This window comes from Janthinobacterium foliorum (genome assembly GCF_978021625.1).
The window spans coordinates 117,093-138,745 of the sequence record NZ_CDXDQE010000010.1 but is presented as its reverse complement, the minus strand read 5'-3'; the positions used below and the strand labels follow the sequence as shown (position 1 = coordinate 138,745).

The 21,653-nt window shown below is 60.7% G+C and carries 17 protein-coding genes; 1 reads left to right on the top strand and 16 read right to left on the bottom strand.

Going from position 1 to position 21,653, the window contains the following annotated elements; translation table 11 throughout:
- Position 1: 1 nt before the first annotated feature.
- The 4 genes from ACZ92H_RS19985 to ACZ92H_RS19970 all read right to left on the bottom strand — a co-directional run bounded on the left by ACZ92H_RS19985 (position 2) and on the right by ACZ92H_RS19970 (position 6,111).
- Positions 2 to 1,393: a phenylacetate--CoA ligase family protein gene (locus ACZ92H_RS19985; RefSeq protein WP_131373793.1), complete on the bottom strand. Its 1,392-nt coding sequence runs from the start codon at positions 1,391 to 1,393 to the stop codon at positions 2 to 4.
- Between the two features lie 46 nt (positions 1,394 to 1,439).
- Entirely contained in the window at positions 1,440 to 2,438 is a 999-nt protein-coding gene (locus ACZ92H_RS19980) for a glycosyltransferase family protein (protein WP_465050747.1), read from the bottom strand.
- An 85-nt stretch (positions 2,439 to 2,523) separates the two neighbouring features.
- Complete coding sequence (locus tag ACZ92H_RS19975) at positions 2,524 to 3,699, bottom strand: glycosyltransferase (RefSeq protein WP_131373795.1); 1,176 nt, start codon at positions 3,697 to 3,699, stop codon at positions 2,524 to 2,526.
- Positions 3,700 to 3,873: 174 nt separating this feature from the next.
- Positions 3,874 to 6,111, bottom strand: a complete 2,238-nt coding sequence (locus ACZ92H_RS19970) for a heparinase II/III domain-containing protein (protein ID WP_465050746.1) — start codon at positions 6,109 to 6,111, stop codon at positions 3,874 to 3,876.
- Between ACZ92H_RS19970 and ACZ92H_RS19965 the strand changes: the two genes are divergently transcribed.
- Positions 6,110 to 6,394 carry a hypothetical protein gene (locus tag ACZ92H_RS19965; RefSeq protein WP_465050745.1) on the top strand — a complete coding sequence of 95 codons (285 nt, stop codon included), beginning with the start codon at positions 6,110 to 6,112 and terminating at the stop codon, positions 6,392 to 6,394. The two genes, ACZ92H_RS19970 and ACZ92H_RS19965, sit on opposite strands and share 2 nt — an antisense overlap.
- Before the next feature lie 16 nt (positions 6,395 to 6,410).
- Here ACZ92H_RS19965 and ACZ92H_RS19960 read toward each other — a convergent pair whose 3' ends face one another.
- From ACZ92H_RS19960 to ACZ92H_RS19905, 12 genes are all read right to left on the bottom strand, one after another.
- Positions 6,411 to 7,907, bottom strand: a complete 1,497-nt coding sequence (locus ACZ92H_RS19960) for a hypothetical protein (RefSeq protein WP_131373798.1) — start codon at positions 7,905 to 7,907, stop codon at positions 6,411 to 6,413.
- Positions 7,908 to 7,953: 46 nt separating this feature from the next.
- Positions 7,954 to 9,603, bottom strand: coding sequence for a hypothetical protein (locus ACZ92H_RS19955; RefSeq protein ID WP_131373799.1), 1,650 nt, complete (start codon positions 9,601 to 9,603; stop codon positions 7,954 to 7,956).
- A 23-nt stretch (positions 9,604 to 9,626) separates the two neighbouring features.
- Positions 9,627 to 10,313: an exosortase-associated protein EpsI, B-type gene (epsI, locus tag ACZ92H_RS19950; protein WP_131373800.1), complete on the bottom strand. Its 687-nt coding sequence runs from the start codon at positions 10,311 to 10,313 to the stop codon at positions 9,627 to 9,629.
- Positions 10,310 to 11,206, bottom strand: coding sequence for an exosortase B (xrtB, locus tag ACZ92H_RS19945; protein WP_465050744.1), 897 nt, complete (start codon positions 11,204 to 11,206; stop codon positions 10,310 to 10,312). The genes epsI and xrtB overlap by 4 nt, the downstream gene beginning before the upstream one ends.
- Before the next feature lie 11 nt (positions 11,207 to 11,217).
- Positions 11,218 to 12,093 (bottom strand): chain length determinant protein tyrosine kinase EpsG, encoded by an 876-nt coding sequence (gene epsG, locus ACZ92H_RS19940; protein ID WP_131373802.1) that lies wholly within the window; start codon positions 12,091 to 12,093, stop codon positions 11,218 to 11,220.
- Positions 12,094 to 12,112: 19 nt separating this feature from the next.
- The gene (gene epsF, locus ACZ92H_RS19935; RefSeq protein ID WP_131373803.1) at positions 12,113 to 13,528 is read right to left on the bottom strand and encodes a chain length determinant protein EpsF; all 1,416 of its coding nucleotides are present in this window, start codon (positions 13,526 to 13,528) and stop codon (positions 12,113 to 12,115) included.
- A 65-nt stretch (positions 13,529 to 13,593) separates the two neighbouring features.
- A complete protein-coding gene (epsE, locus tag ACZ92H_RS19930; RefSeq protein WP_465050743.1) occupies positions 13,594 to 14,382 on the bottom strand; it encodes a polysaccharide export protein EpsE in 789 nt (262 codons plus the stop codon).
- Between the two features lie 42 nt (positions 14,383 to 14,424).
- Positions 14,425 to 15,429, bottom strand: a complete 1,005-nt coding sequence (locus ACZ92H_RS19925) for an EpsD family peptidyl-prolyl cis-trans isomerase (protein ID WP_465050742.1) — start codon at positions 15,427 to 15,429, stop codon at positions 14,425 to 14,427.
- 619 nt (positions 15,430 to 16,048) lie between these two features.
- On the bottom strand, positions 16,049 to 17,431 hold the full coding sequence (locus tag ACZ92H_RS19920; RefSeq protein ID WP_131373804.1) for an undecaprenyl-phosphate glucose phosphotransferase: 1,383 nt from the start codon (positions 17,429 to 17,431) through the stop codon (positions 16,049 to 16,051).
- 8 nt (positions 17,432 to 17,439) lie between these two features.
- Positions 17,440 to 18,711, bottom strand: coding sequence for an XrtB/PEP-CTERM-associated polysaccharide biosynthesis outer membrane protein EpsL (gene epsL / locus ACZ92H_RS19915; protein ID WP_465050741.1), 1,272 nt, complete (start codon positions 18,709 to 18,711; stop codon positions 17,440 to 17,442).
- Positions 18,712 to 18,751: 40 nt separating this feature from the next.
- Positions 18,752 to 19,414, bottom strand: a complete 663-nt coding sequence (locus tag ACZ92H_RS19910; protein ID WP_465050740.1) for a CAAX prenyl protease-related protein — start codon at positions 19,412 to 19,414, stop codon at positions 18,752 to 18,754.
- A 176-nt stretch (positions 19,415 to 19,590) separates the two neighbouring features.
- Positions 19,591 to 21,483: an ATP-binding cassette domain-containing protein gene (locus tag ACZ92H_RS19905; protein ID WP_131373806.1), complete on the bottom strand. Its 1,893-nt coding sequence runs from the start codon at positions 21,481 to 21,483 to the stop codon at positions 19,591 to 19,593.
- Positions 21,484 to 21,653 lie beyond the last annotated feature (170 nt).

Below are 21,653 nucleotides of genomic sequence, written 5' to 3'. Positions count from 1 at the left end.
CTCAGCTAATGTGTCCGTCGGCCGCCACAGGGCGGGGCGCTGTCTGGCCGCTTGCCCGCGCCTGCGTCTCGTTGACCACCCAACGGAATTTTCCCGCCGCCGTATTCGGCAAGGCGTCTTTCAGCACCACGTCCACCTTGACGCCGGCGTCGACCATGGTGCGTATGTTCTCAATCAGCTTGAACTTGTCGGCATCGGCAAAGGCGGCGCCCGGCAGCAGGCGCACTTCCCAGTGCGCCGCGCCGATCTGCGCCACCTGCGATTTGAGGATATTGTCGACGCCCTTGAACGCAAACGTCAGCACCGACGGGCTGATCACGGCGCCACCGCTGCCGGTGATGCTGTCCTCGAATTTCCCCGTCACGGGTTCGATCATGGGAAATGGCCTGCCGCAAGCGCAGCGCCCCGGCTTCCAGCGGCTGCGGTCGCTGAGCCTGTAGCGCAGCAGCGGCATCGCCAGATTATGGTAGGTGGTACCGACCACGAATCCTTCGCCATCCGTCGGGACGCCATGCTCGTCGACGATTTCGACATGGGAATAATCGCTGTTCACATGCAAGTTGCCATGTTCGCATTCCGTGGCGAAGGCCACGCGCTCGGCCATCCCGTACATGTCCATGATGGTGGCGCCCAGCTGCTCGACGATCAGCGCCCGCTGGTGCGGATACAGCGGCTCCGATGCCGTAAATACGTAGGGGATGGACAGCCGCCGGCCGCGCCGCTGCAGGAATCCCGCCAGGGTATACGCCGTCGAGGGATAGGCTTGCAACATCGCCGGCGCCGCCTGCTCCAGGCGGTCGATGATGGCATCGGCGTGCGCCTCGGTCAGGTGGCGCGACGACAGCAGCAATTGGCGGTTGTAGCGGTTCCAGAACCAGAACGGCGGCGTGTTCTGGTTGATGCCGGCAACCATGTCGCCACGCAATGTGGCGCGCGTCATCTGCGGCGTGTAGCCGGACCAGCTCCAATGGCGCTGGATAAAGGCATTTTCCATCAGCACCGACTGCATGCTGCGAAAGATCGTCAACGGCGTGCCGGTGGTGCCGCTGGTCTGTCCCGCCGCCTGCCACGGCCGCTTGCGCCCCTGGTTCGGATATAGCGCGCCGCGCTGGGCAAGCAGGGTCGCCTTGTCAATCACGGGAAAGTCCTCGCGCAGCACCTGAGCCGCCTGCGCCGGCGTAAAACCACCGGGCATGGCCGCATAATAAGGCAGCGTGCGGATGGCATGCTGCATGCTGGCATGCAGGCGCAGCTGTGAATCGTGCGCCAGCTCATCCACGCTCATGCGCTCATGCGATGCCAGGCGCCGCATCGCCCGCTGCAACAGAAAATTATCGCGCAGCATGGCGCGCATGCCAAAACGTAATTCGTGCTTGATCGAAGACATAGTCACAGTGGCTCCCACAACGGGACTTCTGGTAAGAAAGGGAGGCAAGACATCAGAGCAGCAGGAAACGGTGAATTTCTTCGCCCGGGCTGCCGCTCTTGGCCAGACGGTGCTCTGCCTGCTCGATCGCCTCGCCAAGTAGCTGCCGGAACGCGTCATCCGCGATGGCGCGCTGCAGCGTGGCGCGCATGGCGTCGACATCATCATGCGGCACGAAGCCCGGGTAATCGCTGCCCAGATAGGCTTCGATCGCCTCGTGGCGCGTCGCCACCAGTGGTTTGCGATTGCGCAATACGCGCAACAGCACGCTTTGCCCGCACGCTTCGCCCTGGCTTTTCAAGGGCATGGCGACCACGCGGCTGGCGGCAAGCAGGCTCTCGAACTGCGCCTCGGGCAAATCCAGCTGCAGGCTCACCCGGGCCTGCGCAGGCACGACCACATGATTGCGCTCCGCAGCCACCACCACCAGCGGCGCATCCACACCCGCCATGGCCTGCAGCAGCAAATCATAGTCACGGTTGGAATAGCCGCCGGCAAAGACGTAATCGCCCTCGACAGCGGCGGAAGCGCCGCCAAAACCGTACAGCTCCTGCCGCCACAGGTGGAAATGCACGTCTTGCGCCGCCATGCCCACCTCCCGGATCAGATTTTCGCCTTCCCCTTTCGAGAAAGCGATGAAGCCCATGCCGGGAAAGCGCAAGGCGCGCCAGACCAGGTTGATACAGCGGCGTGCCCGCATGGAATGGACGAAACACGCCATCACCAGCAACTTGCGCGGGCGCCGGACCAGGCCGCAGCGTATCATCGCCAGGATCGGCAGTGCCTGCCAGCCGATCAGCAGCACCACGGCATGCTGGCTATCCTTGTTCCACAGCTTGCGCACGCCCCACAGCTTGGGCGAGACCATGGCCCCCAGGATCGACAGCTTGCCTCGAAACGATGAGCCGCGGCCCCGCTCAGGCCCCATGTTGCAGACGCTGGCGCCCTGCTGCTGCAGATAGGCAACAACATCCTGATAACCGCCAGCTTGTGAAAGGATTATTTGAATCATCAGAAAAACATTTTCAAAAAAACATTATCACATAGCATAGCGACATCGTCCACAGTTTTGCTGCAGTGCACAGAATTATTAGCCATTATGAATTTTTTGCGATTTTTTCGATGTACGTGGAGGCCAGGCGCTGCGCCAGGACGCGGTAGCTGCGGTGCGCCTCGATGAAGGCCGGGCCATGGGCAGCGCGCAGCCGGGCCGCCGGCAAGTCGGCAAGAATGGCGCCCAGCTGCTCGGCCAGCGCCTCGGCGCTGCTGGCACTCAGCCATCCAGCGCCGCTGGCGCACAGCACGTTTTCCTGGTCCGGGCTATCGTTGCCGACGCAGGGCATGCCCAGCGCCAGGTATTCAAGCAGCTTGGTCGGCGAGCTGTAATCAAACAACGCGCCGCGCGGCACATAGGACAACGCCACATCGGCGCCGCGCAACAGCGCCAGTGCCTGCAGCGATGGCAGCCAGCCCGTCACATGCACGGCATCCTCCAGCCCCAGCCGCTTGGCATGGAGCAGCAAGGCCGGCACGTCGGCGGCGGTCGGGGAGGCGCCGATCAGCAGCAGGCGTGCAGCCGGCTGGTTGCGGCGCAACAGCAGCAAGGCGTCGAGCAGCATGCCCAGTTCGCGCGAACTGTCGAGCGTGCCGAGATAAGCCAGCACGGGAACCGCTTCCCAGCCAGCCAGGCGGCGCGGGGCAATGGCATCGGCGCGCAGGATTTCCATGTCGACGCCCATCGGCACGGCCGTCAGCTTTGCCGCCGGAATGCCACGCGCCACCATCAGCGCCTTCATGGCCTCGCTTTGCACGAAGACATGGTTCGCGCCCTTGAGCACGACCTTGTACAACAGGAAACGCTCGACCAGGCCCTTGAGCAAGACAATACGGTAGCGGCTGCCGCTGCCCGCCGCGATTTCGGCGCGCGCACGCGCGATGCGCCCTTCGCTCATCAGGAATGACACCCAGTAGGCAAACGGAATGCCTTTGCAGCGCGCCAGCAGCATGGCGAACAGGCCGATCGACACCATGTCGCGCACCTGGATCAAGTCGCAATCCTGCTTGCGGGCGACAGCCACGCGCCGCAGGCAAAGCTTGAAAAACGCCCATTCACGGCGCGCCCGGCCAGCATGCGCGGGGGGCCGCGCCTGGCTCGCATACGCACCGTCGAGCAGTTCGCCTTCGCCGGCCTTGCCGACGATGTCGCAAAGCACGTCGTGGCGCGGCAGATATTTCCCAAACAGGGTCGCGACATCGGCACGAAAAGTCGGCAACGGCTCTGGCACCAATTGCAACAAACGAAATACGCTGTGTGGTTTCAAAATAAGACACCATGACTGGCCCGCACAAAACGGGCGCACAAAAGAAAAAGCGATGGCTGAAAATCAGCCATCGCTCGCGAGGAGCACGCTTATGATAACCGCGGCTCCGTTTTCTGTTAATAAAAATTAGTTATTTGGAATCACAATTGACTGTCCGTCAACCGTCAGCGTGCGTCCGGTGGCGCTCGGCGCACTGAGCGTGTAGGGCAAATTCTTGCAACCCACGTCGAGCAGCACCAGGAATTCGCCGCTCGTCGCGGCTGGCTTGACGAAGGCGCCATGCGCTTCGAACTTGCCCGCCTGCGGCGGCGGCCCGCTGCGCGCTTCATAGGTCGCCGGCTCGGTGGAGATGGAGCGCGCACACAATTTGCGGTCCACGTTGAGGATGGAAACGGAGCCATCTGCCTGCGGCACGATAGGCGCGGCCGCGTGCAGATTCCATTCGAACTTGTGCGGCGCCGGTGCGGCCAGCAGGTCTTGCACCACCACCACGTTCTTGGGCCGGAAATACCAGACCTTGCGCACCGCCTTGCTCAGCACGCTACCATAGGCGTTGATCGCGTCGCCGGCCGTATAGTCCAGGGCTGGCGTCGTGGCGAAACTGAGAATCTTGCCATTGCGTCCCAGATTGATGGTATTGCCGTCAACCAACTGGCCGACGCCGCTATCGAAAGTGATGGCGTTATGTGCCCGGGTCTGGCGGTACCAGGAATTGAACAGGGGCGAGCCGTACCAATCCATGTAGCCGGACTCGATCAGCAAGGGGCGCCCGCCGCTGGACAGGAGCAGGCTGTTCTGGTCGCCATGGCTGTGATTGTAGGAGCCAAACGGGCTGGACTTGAAATACACGGAGGTGCGGGCGCGATCCGCCAGATCGCTGTGCATGGCAACCCAGCCGATGCTCTGGTACAGGGCGGCATTCGGCGGCGCGGCCGACGTGGATGCCCGCGTGTACGGCAGCGGATACGGCGCTTGCAGCAGGGTAAGAAAATCCTCGTCGCCGACGATATTGCGCGCATACCAGGCTGCCGCCGGCGTCGCGAAGCGCGAGGCATACGCCTTCATGAAGCGGAAATCAGGCGCCAGTTCGCTTTCATCGCCAAAGGCGTGGGTCACGGCGCCCGGCGGCACGAAATGGGCGAAGAACTGCAGGAAGCCGGTGGACCAGGGCTTGGCGAAGATATTCACGCCCGTCGCCTCCGACAATGGCTGCCATATCTGCAAGGCGTAATCGGCCGTATATTGCCCGTACGCTGTGCCATTGGCGAAACCGCCCTCCGGGCCGCTCCATGCATACACAGTATTGACATACGAGCGGAAGGAGAAATCAAACCAGGTGTCGGCCTGCGGTAATTCGCCCAGCGCCAGAGTCGAGATCAGCGCCAGGAAACCCAGATTGGTGCCGCCGTGCGAGTCATACGGATACTGGTCCAGGCGGTTGTTACTGCCGCTCAAATCGTTGTAGATATCCGTCGTGCGCAGGTTGACGGCGTTCAGCCACGCGGCGCGGCGCGGCGCATCGATTTCGGCGGAGAGGAAGTCGATCGCCTTGATCAGCGACAGCGCGATCACGCGCGTGCCCTGGTCCTGGTTTGCATAGCTGGTCGGGCCGGCCGCATTGAGGCGGGCGAACTGGTCGCCGCGGACGAATGCCTCGTTCAGGTAGCGCGCCTCGCCCGTCAGGCGGTACAGCAACGCCGCCGATTCCAGCTGGCGCCCCGTCGTGTTGATGCGCGTGCGGATATCCGCGTTCTGCGCGCTCAGTGCCGCCGTCGCCACGCCCGTGTTCATCAGCGGCCAATCGGTGTCCTGCACTGCGCGCATGCTGCTCATCTTGTAGGTCACTTCACTGACCATGTTGGCCAGTGGCGTGGCGCGCTCGGCGCGCATGGCCGCCGGCCACTGGGATGCCATCAGGAAGCCCGGCGCCAGCATGCGCGGCCGCGCATGCCGCTTGACGCTGTCGCTGACCGCCTTGGTGTCAGGCACGATGAACAGGGTGGAGGCACTGTCGATGGTGAAATTGCGCGGCGTCGACCATTCCGTCGTCGTGGCCGGGCGCACGCGCCAGGAATAGCTGCCTGGCGCATATGCGGCCGTCGGCAAGAACCAGTTGCGCGCCGTCGTGTAGGTATACACGACGTTGCCGTTCAAGCTCACTTCCAGCACATACGATGCCGGCCGCGTTTTATGCTGGGACCAGGAAAAGCTGGGGGGATTCTGTGGCTGCCGCAGATTATCACTGGGCAGAGGCTTGACCGCCTCGATATCGGGTGCGATGACCCAGTCTGCGCGGCTGCCGCCGCTGACACTCAAACCGGCAAGGATGAGCAAGCGAACCAGCGTCGCTGTAGGAAACGTCATGAAAGTAGCTCCAAATAAGGAAAACCAAAAGCGCACCAGGCGGCACGCTGCACCATACCTGAACTATTGCCGTGCAAATCAGTCAAAAATGGAAAGCTGGAAAAGCTTCGTCTGGCATGCTCGGTGCGAACGATGCAGCACAAATCTTCCTGCGTTGAAGCAACTATACAGGAAAGGGAATGATCATCAAAAACAAAAAATCAAAACCCTTGCGATTTGTTGCGTAACGACATTAGGCGCCGATTTTGAAGAAGTTGACAATATTATCGAAGAAATTACATGAACTTAGGATAATGTTATTATGATGAAATTGGTTCCAGCAGGCGGGCAAAACGGGGCGAGATGCGCGCCAGAGCGGGGAGTTCCGTGCGCTTGAACAAACCGACGAAACGCAGGGCCAGCAGGTAGGCCGCCACGCAGGCCAGCAGCGCGGGGACGATGACGACATTACCGCCCGGCAGCAACAGGACCAGGCGAGCGGCCAGCGCCGCGCCAGCGACGGCCGCGACCAGGCGCAGCAAGACTGGCAAACCGATACCCAGTCCCTGTTGCAGGCTCGGTTCCCGGTTCACCCAGCGCAGCCAGCCGTAGATGATGTAGTACGGCATCGTGCTCACCAGCACCAGCAGGAGGGGGCTGCGCAAATAGGCACACAGACCGAGCAAGCCCAGGAAGGGCAAGGAAAACCACAGCCACAGGCGGTTATGGTGCGAAATGCGACCGATGGGGTTCAAGCTGAGAAACAGCGATTCGCCCAGGCTCATCCCTGCCAACTGCAGCACGATCAACACCGCCAGCAACATCTCCCCGCCATAACGGCCATGGGTCACCCAGTTGATCAAGGGTTCGCCGCAACCGATCAGACTGGCAATGCCGAGGCCGATGATTACGTAATTGAAACGCAGCAGCAGCGACACGGCAGAGCGGATGCGCTCGATATCGTGGTGCTTGCTGTAATCGCTGGCCAGCGCCGGCTCGACAATGCCTTTGGCCAGGAAGATGGGCATGAACTGGTAGGCGCGGTCCGACAAGGTCTGGAAGAAACCGAATGACGCCGTGACCAGGGGCGTGGCCACTGCGCCGACGATCAGCTTGAGCAGCGCGCCACGGAACGGCAGTCCCAGCATGTATGCCGCCTGCGTGCCCAGGCTGTCGCGCCATAGTGTGCGGAAGGAAAAACCAAAACTGAGCGGCATCGGCGGCGGCGCATTGTGCCGCAGGTGGGCGAATTCACGCGCCAGCACCAGCAGCAAGGCCAGCGACAGCACGCATTCGGTGCCGGCAAAGACATTGGCGACATCGACCACGCCGAGATCATGGACGAAGACCAGGCTGGACAAACCGGCCAAGCGCACGCAGCCCGCCAGCATGAACAGCATGGCCTGGCGCTTCTGCAAGCCCAGGCTGTTACAAAAGATCAGCAGGCTATCGTTGCAGGCCGAGCTGAGCCCATAGGCGATGTATTGCAGGGGAATGGAGGAAGACTGTTCGATGATCTGCTGCGGCAATAGCAGCGACGAGAAGAAATACAGGCCCAGCAGCAGCAACAGCATGAGCGCCAGGCGCGCCGATATCAGGCCCAGCATCAGCAGCAGCAATTCGCGCCATTTGACGGCTTCGCGCAGGGGCGGCATGAAGCGATACACGACCCGGTCCATGCCGAACATGGTCACGAAGACCAGCACGGCGGTGCCGGCGACGAAAATCGTATAGGCCGCGTAATCATCCACGCCCAGGTTACGCACCAGCACGAACTGGGTCAGCAGCGAAGCAATGGCAACCCCAACCTTTGCCAAGGCGAACCATTTTGCTTGCGAAACCATACGGGAAGCAACGTATGGATTATTCCCCATGCGTGCTCCAGCGCATGGCGCCAGCCGCGGCGGCCACGCGCCTGCGCGGCTGTGCGGGCGCGTCCGCTTGCGCTTGAGCGGCGGGCTCCTCGGCTGTCTCCTGGCCATACCGGCAAGCCTGGACGACGCTGCCCAGGCAAAACAGATACAGCAGTTGCACGGTCGGCTCATCGAGCATGGTGCGGTTATAGATCAGCAGCGAGACATAAATCACCAGCACTGCCACGCTGGCCTCGACGATGGCCATTTGCGCCGCGCTGCCCTGCCCGCGCCGCATGTAGCGCCAGCCGAGGATGACGCCGCCCACGGCCATCATGCTGTAGGCGGCGGCCCCCAGCACGCCCACGTCCCAGAGCAGCACGGCCAGGGCGGTGGCATCCACGTTCAGCGGCGCGAAGCGGCGGGCAATGACGCCGCTGCCGCCGATGGAACTGCTGGACTTGCTCGCGCCCGGGCCATAACCCAGCAGGCGCTTGGGTATGCTTGCCGTGGCATCCTTGGCCCACAGCGCCAGCGAGGCGCCGCGGCTGATTTCCCCCGTCAGGTAGTTGACGTTATGGGTATCGAAAAAATAGCCGCCGCCCGCATCGAGCTTGCCTTCCAGCCCCTTGCTGTGGTTCAGCGTCTGCCCCCAGTACAGCGCGTTGTACACGAAATAAATACTGCCGAGCATGGCGACCGCCAGGATGCCGTAGGCGATGACGGAGAACAGGTTCTTCATGATGCGCTGGCGCAAGACGATGAACACGCCCAGCGGCAGCCAGATGAACGCCGCTTTGACCTCGCCCAGCAGGATCACGGCCAGGCCTATCGCAAACACCAGCAATGCCAGCGGGCGCGACATCAAACCCCGGTTCCAGCGCGCCAGCGCATATACGCTGACGGCAACGATAAACAATACCAGCATCGAACTGAGTCCGCCGCCGAGCGGCGTTCCGCCGAACGTCCCGACGACCGAGTCAAAACCATTGTCGCGCTTTGTGGAGACGAAAAAATGCTGGTACAGCACCACGGGCAATTGCAGTACGCCAATCCAGATCAGCGACTGCCACAGCCGCTCCAGCGTCACCGGGCGCCAGGCAAACCAGTAGAAGGACAGCAGCACGCCAAACACCGGCAAGTTCGACTTCAGGGCCGACATCAACTGGCCGGCCGATGGGCGGTTCAGGACGATCGATACCATGTAGCACAACAGGTAGGCAAAGAAAGGCAGCATGACCAGCGTCACCGGCCGCCCCTCCCGCGCCGCGCCCCTGCGCTGCTGGCGGCTTTTGACAACCAGATCCATGAAGGTGCGCATGCCGAACAGGCCGGCCATCCCCACGGCGATCCAGGTGGCCGAGCGCAAGCCAAAGAAATACAGCGCGGAACCCTGTATGACAAAAGTGACCAGGAACAACAGATGCAGCAGGAGATTCGCGTTAACCAGGAAAAATGCCAACATGGCAAAGATCGCGCCGCTGACGATCACCAGCAGCACCGGCGAATCGAGGCCGGCAACGGCGCCCACCAGCAAGGCCAGGAACAGCAGGGGAAACAGCAACAGCAGCGACAGGCGCGTGTTGTCCGCCTTGCGCTTGGCAAAAGGCGCAGGCGCGGCGCCTGCCCTGGCGCGGCCAGCGAAAAATGGCATCTTCATGATTACTCTCTTCTACGCAGCCACTAGCCGCTGAACACGCCAACCAGTTTGGTGCGGGATGCCGGTGATAAGCTACTCAACATTTCATTGACGAATAAGTCCTGCATTTGATAGGCAGCGCTGCGGTCCGTATCGATGCTGGACACGCGCACCAGCATGCCGTCGGGAACGGTGCCGCTCAAACCGTAGCGCAATTGCTGCAGACGCTGCTCCATGCCCGGCTTGGTGGCCTTGTCGCCGATCGTGATCCAGTACGTGATCGGCTCGTTGCGGCTGCCATTGACGGCCATCAGGCGCTTGATCGGCAAGCTGCCATACGTCGTCTGCAGGCGTTCATTGCTTTCCTTCGTGATTTCAAAGCCTTGCGCACCATAGCAGATTTCTGGCTTGTGCACGCCCATGTTGTCGCCCTGGTCGCCGCCATAGGCCATCGACAGCATCACCCGCCGTCCCTGGCTATCGATGTATGTGCGCGACAGCGTCTGGTTGTAGATCTTGTCCAGCTTTGCCTGCACCTCGGGATCGATCTGCAGCGGCGCGATCGAACGGTCGACCTGCCAGTCGCCGAAGCGTTCCGGGATCATCGTTTCGAGATTGAATTTCGCCTGCAGGTCGGCAATCTTAACCGTAGGCGTGACGGCCTTGGTCAGGACCGCCGAGCCGGCCATCAGGACACCCAGTATCAAACTCGTCAGCAATGGCTTTTTCATGGTGTACCCTCACTCAATGGGGTGGCGCGGCGGGCACGGCGGCGGACGATCCACTGCAGCAGGCTATCGGTCGCCAGAATCAGCGACAGCGCCGTCAGGAAGAGCACCATGCCGGCGAAGCCGTGCAGGAATCCTTGTCCGGCAGCATCGCCAAAGTGATACGTGATGAGCGTGAGCACGATGACGCGAATGACATTGGCCGTAAAGGAAATCGGGATGATCAGCAACGCCAGCACGACATTGCGCAGCACGGCCGTATGGCGCACGACGTTCAGATAAAACAGGCCCAGCGCTTCCAGCGTCAGCAAGGTCTGCAGGCCGGCGCAGGCATCGGCCACCAGCAACTGGTATTGGCCCACTTGCAAGATGACACCCGTGCGCGCGATCGGATAACCGACCCAGAACAGAATGTGCTCGGTGACGTACGACACGGCCATCTTCATCGGCATCGTCAGCAGGCTCACCACCTGGCCTGGCAACGGCACCATGAACAGCATGAAGAAGAAGGGAAACCACACCTTGGCAAAGCCGCGCCAGCCGAAATTGAGCAGCACGATGGCCATCAGCAGAATGATGAAGGAGGAAATCTCGAACGCTAGCACCTGCTGGGAGCGTCCCAGGACGTACAGCAGCAGGCCGATGGCAACGAAGACCCATCCAGAGGCGCTCTTGACGCGCACCGGGTCCTGCGTCATGCGCGGCCACTGGCGATACAGCAGCCACAGCGACAACGCCAGGATGATCGGGCCGTGCGCCTGTTCCTCGGTCGCCCAGATGCCATGCATCAAGTCATAGAATGTCGGCACGAACAGGATCGCCATGCCCAGCGCGATCGGCCACCATTCCTCCACTTTGTGAAAAGCGGGAATTTTTTGCAGCATCGCCGAATTCATGGTGCTGTCCATCAAAAGTCGACAAGCACGGAACCCACCACTTCAGCACCCGCGTGGGTGACCTGGTCGCACATGGTCATGATGTCGTCCAGATGGGTCTTGTTCTTGCGCACGACCAACAGGACGCCGCCGACCCGGCCCGCGATCGCCAGTGCATCGGCCGCCGTGGCGAAGGCCGCCGTATCGTACAGCACCACGTCGTAGCGCGACTCGAGCTGCGCATTCAGGTTGCCAAACGAGCTGCGGCTGAGCAGTTCCTGCGGATTCGGCGGCAAGGTGCCGGACGACAGCACGGACAGATCGACAAAGGAGTCGATCTTCGTGACCACGGACAGGTCGGCACGGCCCGCCAGCACGTCCGACAGGCCCTGCCGGCTTTTCAAATCGAAGATATCCTGCTGGTGCGGCTGGCGCAAATTGGCGTCGACCAGCAGGGTCTGTTCGCCAAGCTGCGAAAAGACCACAGCCAGATTGGCCGCGAACAGGCTGGCGCCATCGCCGGAATCGACGGCGACGATGGCCAGGCCCTTGCGCCCGCGGGCGAACCAGCGCAGCATCAACTGGCTCCGCACGGCGCGCAGCGTTTCCACTTGCGGGCTGAACGGATCGAAGGCGGCCACCAGGCGCGGCGAAAAATTGGATTCGCCCGGCTGCAGGTAGGGATATTCGAACTGCTGCGCCAGCACCTGCTGGATGTCGGCTTCCGTGATCAGCCCCAGGCGCAGGGCCGCCTCGCCAAAGCGGATACCGAGTTCCTTTTGCATGCGCAGCACGCGCTCGGCGTTTTCTGCCGTGATCTTGCCTGACTCAAGCAGCAGGCCGCCGATGCTCGAATCGCCACGCTTCGGCAAGCCGGCCGGCGGGATGGGGAGTGCGGGATGATTCATCGTCAGATCCATAATAAAATTAATTCAACCGCAGGCGGCGGGGAAGAATGGCGCGCAACAGGCGCGACCGTGAGCGGGGACGTTTCGTCGCATTCCAGGCGATCGAACCCAGGACGGGAATCTGCACCGAATCGGACAAGTCGCTTTCGGAGCGCACGCGGCGATCCAGCATTTCCGCCAGCATGGCCAGGCCAAGGCCCAGCAGCACGCCCAGGAAAACGGACAGTACCGTGTTGAGCAGGACTTTCGGCCCTGCCGGCTCGATCGGCGGCACGGCCGGATTCAAAACAGCAATATCAGACTGGTCCGACTGTCCTTCGATCTTCGTCTGCGAGAAGCGCTGCGACGCGACATCGAACGCGCGCTGGGCGCTTTCCACGTCCTTGTTCAGCACATTCATCTCGTCCCGGGTACGGTTCAGCTCCAGCACTTTCGCTTTCTGCGCCGCCAGGGCCGACTTGATCGACGCTTCGCGCTGGGCAAAGATCTGCGCGTTGCCGCCGACGCTGCGCGACGCTATCTGCAGCTGATCGCGCAAGTCCGCGCGCAGCTTGTCCACTTCCGCTTTCGCGCTCTGGTATTGCGGATGATTCGAACTGAGGCGCTGCGAGACTTCGGCAAATTTCGATTCCGCCGCGCCCAGGCCGATTTTCAGGTTTTGAATCAGGGGATTGGAAGCCACGTCCGGCGACTCCGCGCCGTTGATGCTTTGCGCCATGCGCTGGCGCGACGACGCTTCCATCAACTGGCCCTGTGCCGCCACCAGTTGCGCCGACAGGTCGTTGAGGCGGTTCGATTCCACGTCCAGCCGGTTGTCGAGGCTGACGATGCCATTGTCCTGCTGGTATTTCGACAGGCGGCTCTGGGCCGTCTCGACATTGTCGCGCAGCAGCTTGGTCTGTTCGCTGAAGTAGGCCGCGGCCTTCTTCATCGGCTCGACCTTCAACTGCACGTTGATCTTTTGATACTCATCGGCAAAAGCATTCGCGACGGCCGCCACGAATTGCGGGTCCGCGCCCTTGAAACTGATGTCGACGACGCTGCTCTCGCGCGACGGCACGATTTCCAGCTTCTTCAGCAGCAGGTCGGCCAGCCAGTCGCGGATCGTGCCGCGGCCGTCGGCCGCTTCGCGAAACTGGGCCATCACGGCCGGGCTGTCGGCGAGGTGCAGCTGGTCGACGACGCGCAGCGCCACGTTCTTGCTGCTGATGATGTCGATCTGCGTGGCCATATAGCCGGGCAACAGCTGCCCCGGCATGGTCAGCCCGGTCAGCGGATCGACGCCCTTGTAGTTCAACACCAGCGAACTGGTGGCTTTATACGTCTTCGGCAAGATCAAGCTGACGATCAACGTGGTGGCCACCGTCAGCAAGAGCGTAATAAAGACGATCCGCTGGCGCGCTCTCAGGACAAGCAGAAATTGTGAAAAATTCATCTTTAAACTCTCATTCTATTAAATAGCCATACACGCTGACGGCAACGCTGGCAAACAGGCGCTGCTTAAAACAGACTTTCCTGGACATACACGACGTCATCCACTTGCAGCAAATCATCATGCTTAGCGGTAATTACCTGGATCTTGCCATCGGCATCGCGGCGCTTGATGCGCATGGCGCGCTCCGTGCCGCGCGCCGTCAGGCCGCCGCCCACGGACAGGGCCTGCAATACCGTCATCGAACGTTCGAGGCGAAACGCGCCAGGGCGCTGCACTTCGCCATAAATATAGAAGCGCGGCGCGCGTTCGACATAAATCACGTCGTTGCCCGCCAAATCGAAGTCACGGTTCAGGTTGGCATCGCGCACCATGGCGACGATGTCGATCTCTTCCTTGGTGGACTGGCCGTTGCGCTTGCGGATCAGGCTGACCGTCTCGCTGCCGTCGCCAGCGATGCCGCCGGCCATCGCCAGGATATCCATCACGCTGCGCTTGCCTTCCAGCGGGTAGCGTCCCGGACGGTTTACCTGGCCCAGCACGGACACTTGCTGGCTCTGCAGCGAAGTCACGATGATGTTGACCTGCGCCTTGCGCAGAAAACCGCCGCCTTCCAGCAAGCCGCCAAGTTTCTTTTCCGCCGCGGAGACAGACAGGCCGCCCAGGGTGACGTTCCCCACCAGCGGGAAAGTAATTTCTCCCGCCTCGCTGACGCGCGTCTCCAGCGCCAGGTCGGGACTGCCGTATACGGAAATCTTCAGCACGTCGCCAGGTCCCAGCAGCACATCGGCAGCACCGGCAAAGCCGGCGCTCAGTGTCAGCAGGAGGGCCATGCACCACATTGACAGTCGTTTCATGATTGGTTCATTTTCAAAAGAGTACTCAGTAAAAGCCGCGGTTTATTTCAAGCCCGCAACACCACGATCATTCGCTTCCGAGGAGCTGGACGCTGCCGGCACAGGGGCCGCAGGGACCGGCGCGCTGACTGGCGCCGGAGCGCTCGCTGCCGCCGCCGCTGGAGCACTGGCGGCAGGCTTGCCGCCGGCATCCTTGTTCAGGTAGTCGATCTTGGCGGCGGCACGCAGCCGCTTCAGCTCGGCATCGGCGCTATCCTTGGTTCTCTTATTGAACAGGAACTGCTCGATCTGCGGTGCCGCCTGTGCCAGGCTGGCCGGATTGTCGCGAATGTCTGCCAATGAAATGAGCAAGGTGCGGTCGCCTTCGCGAATGATGAACAGCTGCCCCTTCGGCATCGTCAGCAGCTTCGCGCTCAATTCCGGCGCCAGGTCGGCGCTGGTGCGCGACAATTGCGTGCGAGCATACTTGACCTTGTTGCTGTCGAGCCAGGCGGCCACGTCGTCCAGCGACTTGGCGGCGTCCATCGCTGCCTTCAACTGGTCATTCATGTCGGCGCTGGCGATCACCAGTTCGCGCATGTCGAACTGCTTGCGCTGGCTAAAGAATTGCGGGTTCTTGTTATAGTAGTCTTCCACTTCCTCTTTCGTCGGCCGGGCGATGGTGCCGATGCGTTTTTGCATGTACGCTTGCGCAATGATCAGCGCCTTGGCGCGTTCAACGGCCTGTACCACCTTCGGATCGCGGTCCACTTTTTCCTTGACGGCTTCATTCAACAGCAACTGGCGGTCGATCAGCGACTCCAGCAACTGCTTGCTGGCCGTTTCCTGCTGAGCAGCTTGAACGTTGGCGCGCTGCAACTCCTCATTGAGCTGCAACACGGTAATTTCCTCACCGTTCACACTGGCCAGGGCCTGGCCAGGTTTTTTTTCCTTGCCGCCGCAAGCAGACAAGCTGACCGCCGTCAGCAAGACCAGGCCCGCGCACAGCAAACGCGGGGAAAATACGGAGATGGGCGCGATCAAACGTGCGATGGGCGTATGGTTCAAAATTGCTCCTTCAGTTCAGGTAAGGAAATCGGGTGCCGCCAGCGATAAACATTGAAGCAATATTTACGCATAAAAACATTGGCAAAAAACACAAATTTCCCGCGAAATTATGCTGCTTGACCACATAATTGTCAATATTATAAATATGATACACAATGTACAAGAGTAGTCGGAAAGTATTTGCTTAAAAATCCATTAAGAAGGTTTAAAAACAACTGTTTCCAAGAAAACTTACAGCCAATGCCATGAATCCTCTGCATGCAGCTTGAACAACATAGCAGTTCTTGTGCTGGGTACGATTGAAGTTTCCACGCGGGCACGCTGTCGTGACGCGTGCCTGCGCAGGATCGGCGAGGATGGGGCCGTAGTCTGGAGCGCGGCATGGGCAAGCACATGGGCAAGGCAACGCCGGCGGGCATCCTGCCTGACATCTGGCGCAAAGCACGCGCCGCACCCGCCGTCACATGATGTTGTCGCGCCTGTCTCATATGCTACTTTGCATTACCGCCTGGTTTGCCCGGCACGGGCCTGGGACCCGTACTTCGAATGCTTGCCTCATTTTAACGCGTATTGATCTGACGCAAAACAAATTCCCTACAGTGTTGCTTGTCCACTGCATTCAGTGGGCATTGTCGCGCTTGAGCACGACTTTCACCGTGCGCATGATAATCCACAGATCCAGCCAGAGTGACCAGTTGCGCAGGTAGTCGAGGTCAAAATGGATGCGCGCCTCCATCTTGTCCAGAGTCTCCGTCTCGCCGCGCAGGCCGTTCACCTGCGCCCATCCCGTGATGCCTGGCTTGACCTTGTGGCGCAGCATGTAGCCTTTGATCAACTTGCGATACTGCTCATTGTGCGCCACCGCATGGGGACGCGGCCCGACGATGCTCATGCGTCCCTGCAGCACATTAATGAACTGTGGCAACTCATCGAGTGAACTGCGGCGCAGGAAACCGCCGATGCGCGTGACGCGCTGGTCATTCTTCTTCGCCTGCACGACCTTGTCGCCATCCTCGCTGACCGTCATGGAGCGGAATTTATACACAATAATCTCCTCGCCATACAAGCCGTAGCGGCGCTGGCGGAAAATCACGGGGCCCTTCGAGGTCATCTTGACGGCGATGGCGATGACCAGCATCACTGGCAGCAGCATAATCTGGATCAACAAGCCCAGCACGATATCGCTGCCGCGCTTGACCATGCTGTTAAAGCCCGTGAACGGCGATTCGCGGATGGCAATGACGGGCATGCCGCCCACGTTGTCGAAGCGCGCCTGCATCAGGTCGAAAATATAAATATCGGGCAGGAAGTACACTGACGCCGTCGTATCCTGCAATTCGTCGAGCATCTTGCGGATGCGCGGCTGGGCGGAAATGGGCTGGCTGATGAATATCATCTTGATATTGTGTTCGCGCACATACGCAGCGATATCCGCCATCTTGCCCAACATCGGCTCGCGCATTTTTTCCGGCCAGCGGTCATCGGTACGGTCGTCAAAGAAACCGCGCACGCTCATGAACAGATTCGGATTGCGCTCCACGGTCGCGGCAAATTTCAGGCTGGCATCATTGGCGCCAATGATGACGACGGAGCGTACTTCGCTATCCCGGCCGGGATCGGCCACCATGCGCCGCGCGGCGAGATGACTGAGCAACAAGATGAATGGCGTCAGCAGGAGCCACGCCAGCACCAGTTCACGGTCAAAATGGAACGCCAGCCCCGTCGCCGAACCGAGAAAGACGAGGATCAGGGCGGTGATGCTCCAGCTGACGAAAACATCGCGGGCATAGGCCAGCATGCGGCCGCTGCGCCATGTACGGTAGGGGTCGACATACTGGAACACCGACGACGAGATAAAAAACGCCAGGATCATCAGCACCAGCGAATACCCGGTGAAAGGCGAGCCGGACAGGATTGACAGCAGATACAGCGTGCCCATGATGATCAAGGGATCAAGGATGCGCTGGAAAAACGAAATCAGGGGTATATCATTGACCGTCATAATACTCTTCAGAACTGGATACTGGCGCTAAGGGATGCGCCTTTGGCACGGTAGCTGCCTGTATTGATAATCGGAGCGCCCTTGCGCGTATCCTGGAAGGCATTGATGCCCAACTGGATGTTCGGCTGCGGCGCGTACGTCAGGCCGATGCTGGCCGTGCGCGTCGTATCGCTCACGTCGTTTGGCAGCACAAGGCCGCTGGCGGCGGAAAAATCGCGTTTTTCACGCCGCACCTGGGCATCCATGCGCACCTTGGCCGAAATATCCCAGGCCGCGGCCAGACTGGCACCATTGTTCAAGCTGCTGGTGATCAGGGAATTTTCCACGGCGGCAAATTCATGCCACAGGCTGCCCGTAAAACGCACTTTGCCGAGCGGTGCCCAGTACACGGTGACCCGGCCATTGGCACCACTGGAGTCGCGCCCGGAAAACAGATCGTTCTTGCGCCGCACCCAGCCGCCAAGCAGTTGCACTTGTGTCACGCCGCTGAAACGCCAATAGATGTTGGCCTTCACCTCGTCCTGCTCATAACCCTGTTCGATGCCAAACGCGGCCAGGTTGGCCCGGTTCGGATACGTGCCTTTCAAATGGCGCAGTTGTATGCCGATCCGGCTTTCGCTGGCTGGCAAATAGTCGACCCCCAGCTCGGTGGCATCCTCTTGCCGATCAGAAATTTTTTGCGCAATCGAATCATAGGTATATTTGTCGCGCGAGAACCCACCCCGCACCCGCCAGCTGGGATGAAAGCGCCAGCCGCCATTCACATATTCGCGGCGTATCGTGCGCAAGTTACGGTCGGAGCTTTGCAGATCGCTGAATGGTGTCAGGGTCTGCGAATAACTGGCGCCCACGTGGCCTTCGAGGTGATTGGCAATATGCCATTCCAGGTCCGCCAGATAATCCTTGCCCGTGTAGTCGAGCTGGTCAAAATGATCGAAGTAGACGCGCGACCACTTTACCTGACCCGTCAGCAGTTGCCGGCCAATTGGGCGATTGATGAGGAATCCCGCCTGCACCTGGCGCGAGGTATCGGAGCGCTGCCCGTCAAAACCGGGGACCTTGTCATCGAGCCGGAACAAATTGTCATCATAGGAGTATGAGGTCGCGATGAAAGGCGAGATCGTATCGCTGATGGCGGCGCTGGCTGGCAGAGTGCATGCGACCCCGCCGGCAAGCAACAGCGATGTAGGCAAGATGCGCGCCAGGGCCGAGGCCAGGCGCTTGCGCTGCATTCCGGCTTGGCCGGTACGGACCTGGCAATGATACGGTGAAGTCAACATGGGCATTGTCTTTGAGAGAGCAAACAGTTGATTGGCAATATTACCAGTAAGTCCAATGGCCGCCGGAAACAATCCAGAGACCCAGCACGCCATTCGTCACGCCGTGCGCCAGGATGGGCGACCACAGGTTTTGGCTGCGCATGTACAACAAGCTATATGCAGCGCCGGCAACGATGCCGGCCAGCCACAGGTTATGTTCAAAGCCAAACAATACCACGCTGACAACAAAAGCCTTGGCACTGGCCAGGCGTGGATTGAATGTGAGGAAATCCGGGGCATCGATCCAGCGCAGCAGGAAAGAGCGCCAGAACAGCTCTTCCATCACGGGCACCACGAGGGCCGCGCCGGCAATGCGCAGCACGACCAGGCTCCACTCGATCTGGCCGCCGTTGCGGGGATCGAAGCCGTCGGAAGTGCCGATCGTCATCCAGTCGGCACTGAGATTAATCCACAACAGAAAAACAACAAGTCCCGTGGCCAGCGCCACGGCCAGCGCGCGCGCACCGAGCGGCGTCCGGGCCAGTTCCGTATAGCTGCGGCGCCAGTACAGCAGCATGCCGAGCACGACGCCGATCTTGACGGCATACAGCCAGCGCAGCTCCTGCGCGGCAAAGCCCGCCCGGCCCAGCATGTCGGCGATAACGATAAAGGAGAGGTAGGCCAGGAATGGCGCTACCCGGGGCAAGGCGGCACGGTCAAACATCGTGCGCCGCACCCGGGACGGACTGGCGCGCCGGACGCCTTGGTCCGGATCGCGTGTTTATGATAACAAACATGCATCCCCCGATGTAAAAAATATAATTATATAATTATATCAAGCTGGACGGTTGCCGTGGCAAGTAATCCTAACTTAATTACAACAGGAGAGGGGGAAAACAATCAACCGTTGGCGCGTGCCTCGATCTGCTCCCACTTTTCCAGCGCTTCCAGCAGTTCGCTTTCGATCTCCGCCACGCGGGCGTTCAGGCGCTTGCCTTCGGCCGGCGTCTTCTTGTAGAAGTCCGGGTGCGACAGCTCGGCCGCCAGCACGGATTGCTCGTCTTCCAGCTTGGCGATCAGTTTCGGCAACTCTTCCAGCTCGCGCTGTTCCTTGTAGCTGAGCTTTTTCTGCTTGGCGGCCGGCGCGGCCGCTTCGACTTTCACGGCAGGCTTGCTGGCCGGCGCCGTGGCGATCGGCAAGGTGCGCACGCGCTCCCAGTCCGTGTAGCCGCCGACGAATTCACGCCACTTGCCTTCGCCTTCGGCCACGATCACTTGCGTAACGACGTTGTCGAGGAAGGTGCGGTCATGGCTGACCAGGAACACGGTACCGGTGTATTCTTCCAGCAACTCTTCCAGCAATTCCAGGGTATCGATATCCAAGTCATTGGTCGGCTCGTCGAGCACCAGCACGTTGGCCGGCTTGGCGAACAGGCGCGCCAGCAGCAAACGGTTGCGTTCGCCACCGGACAGCGACTTGACGGGCGAACGGGCGCGTTCCGGCGCGAACAGGAAATCGTTCAGGTACGTCATCACGTGACGGCGCTGGCCATTGATCTCGACCCAGTCGCTGCCTGGCGCGATGGTTTCCATCAGGTTCGCCTCTTCGTTCAGCTGCGTGCGCATCTGGTCGAAGTACGCCACCTGCAGCTTGGTGCCCAGGCGGATGGTGCCCGTGTCCGACTGTTCTTCGCCGAGGATCATCTTCAGCAAGGTGGTCTTGCCGGCGCCGTTGGCGCCGATCAGGCCGACCTTGTCGCCGCGCAGGATGGTGGCGCTGAAATCCTTGACGATGACCTTGTCGCCGTAGATCTTCGAGACGTTTTCCAGGTCCGCCACGATCTTGCCCGAGCGTTCGCCGGCGGACACGTCGAGCTTGACTTGGCCCTGCTGTTCGCGGCGGGCATTGCGCGTCAGGCGCAACGCTTCCAGGCGGCGCACGCGGCCTTCGTCGCGCACGCGGCGCGCCTTGACGCCCTTGCGTATCCACACTTCTTCCTGCGCCAGGAACTTGTCGAACTTGGCGTTTTCCACTTCCTCGATTTCCAGCTGCTCGGCCTTGCGCACTTGATACGCCGTGAAGTTGCCCGGATACGACAGCAAGCGGCCGCGGTCCAGTTCGATGATGCGCGTGGCAACGTTGTCGAGGAAGGAGCGGTCATGGGTAATGAACAGCACGCTGCCCTTGAAGTCGCGCAGCAAGCCTTCCAGCCACAGGATGGAGCTGAAATCCAGATGGTTGGTCGGTTCATCGAGCAACAGCACGTCCGGCGCCGACACCAGCGCGCGCGCCAGCGCCACGCGCTTCTGCATGCCGCCCGACAGGGTTTTCATGGCCATGTCGCCCGTCAGATTCAGACGGTCGAGCACGGTTTCCACCTTGTTCGGCAAACTCCACGCGTCGGCCGCATCGAGTTTGACCTGGATGTCGTGCATGCGTTCCATCAGTTCGTCGTCATTGCCCTGGCCAAACTGGCCCGTCAGCGCATCGTATTCCTTCAGCCACGCCTGCGATTCGCCCATGCCGGACGCGACGGCGTCAAACACGGACATGTCCGGGTCGAATTGCGGTTCCTGCTCCACATAGGCGATCTTGATGCCTTGCTGCATGACCAGCAAGCCATCGTCCAGCTTGAACTTGCCCGAAATGACTTTCAGCAAAGACGATTTGCCCGTGCCGTTGCGGCCAATCAAGCCGACCCGTTCCGAGGTTTCCAGTGAAAATTCCGCGTGATCGAGCAGCGCGACGTGACCGAACGCAAGTTGCGCCGATGAAAGAGAAATGACAGCCATAATGAGTAAGAGTGCTCGGGCGCCGTCCCCTGCACACCGCGTGGTGCGCAAAACAGCCGCCGATTGGATGAATGAAGCACGCATTGTACCGATAACTCGGACTTCAATCGCCATCGACCGGTAACTACCGCCTGGATGATCACAGGCCGCCGACGCGCGTTGCGTGGAAA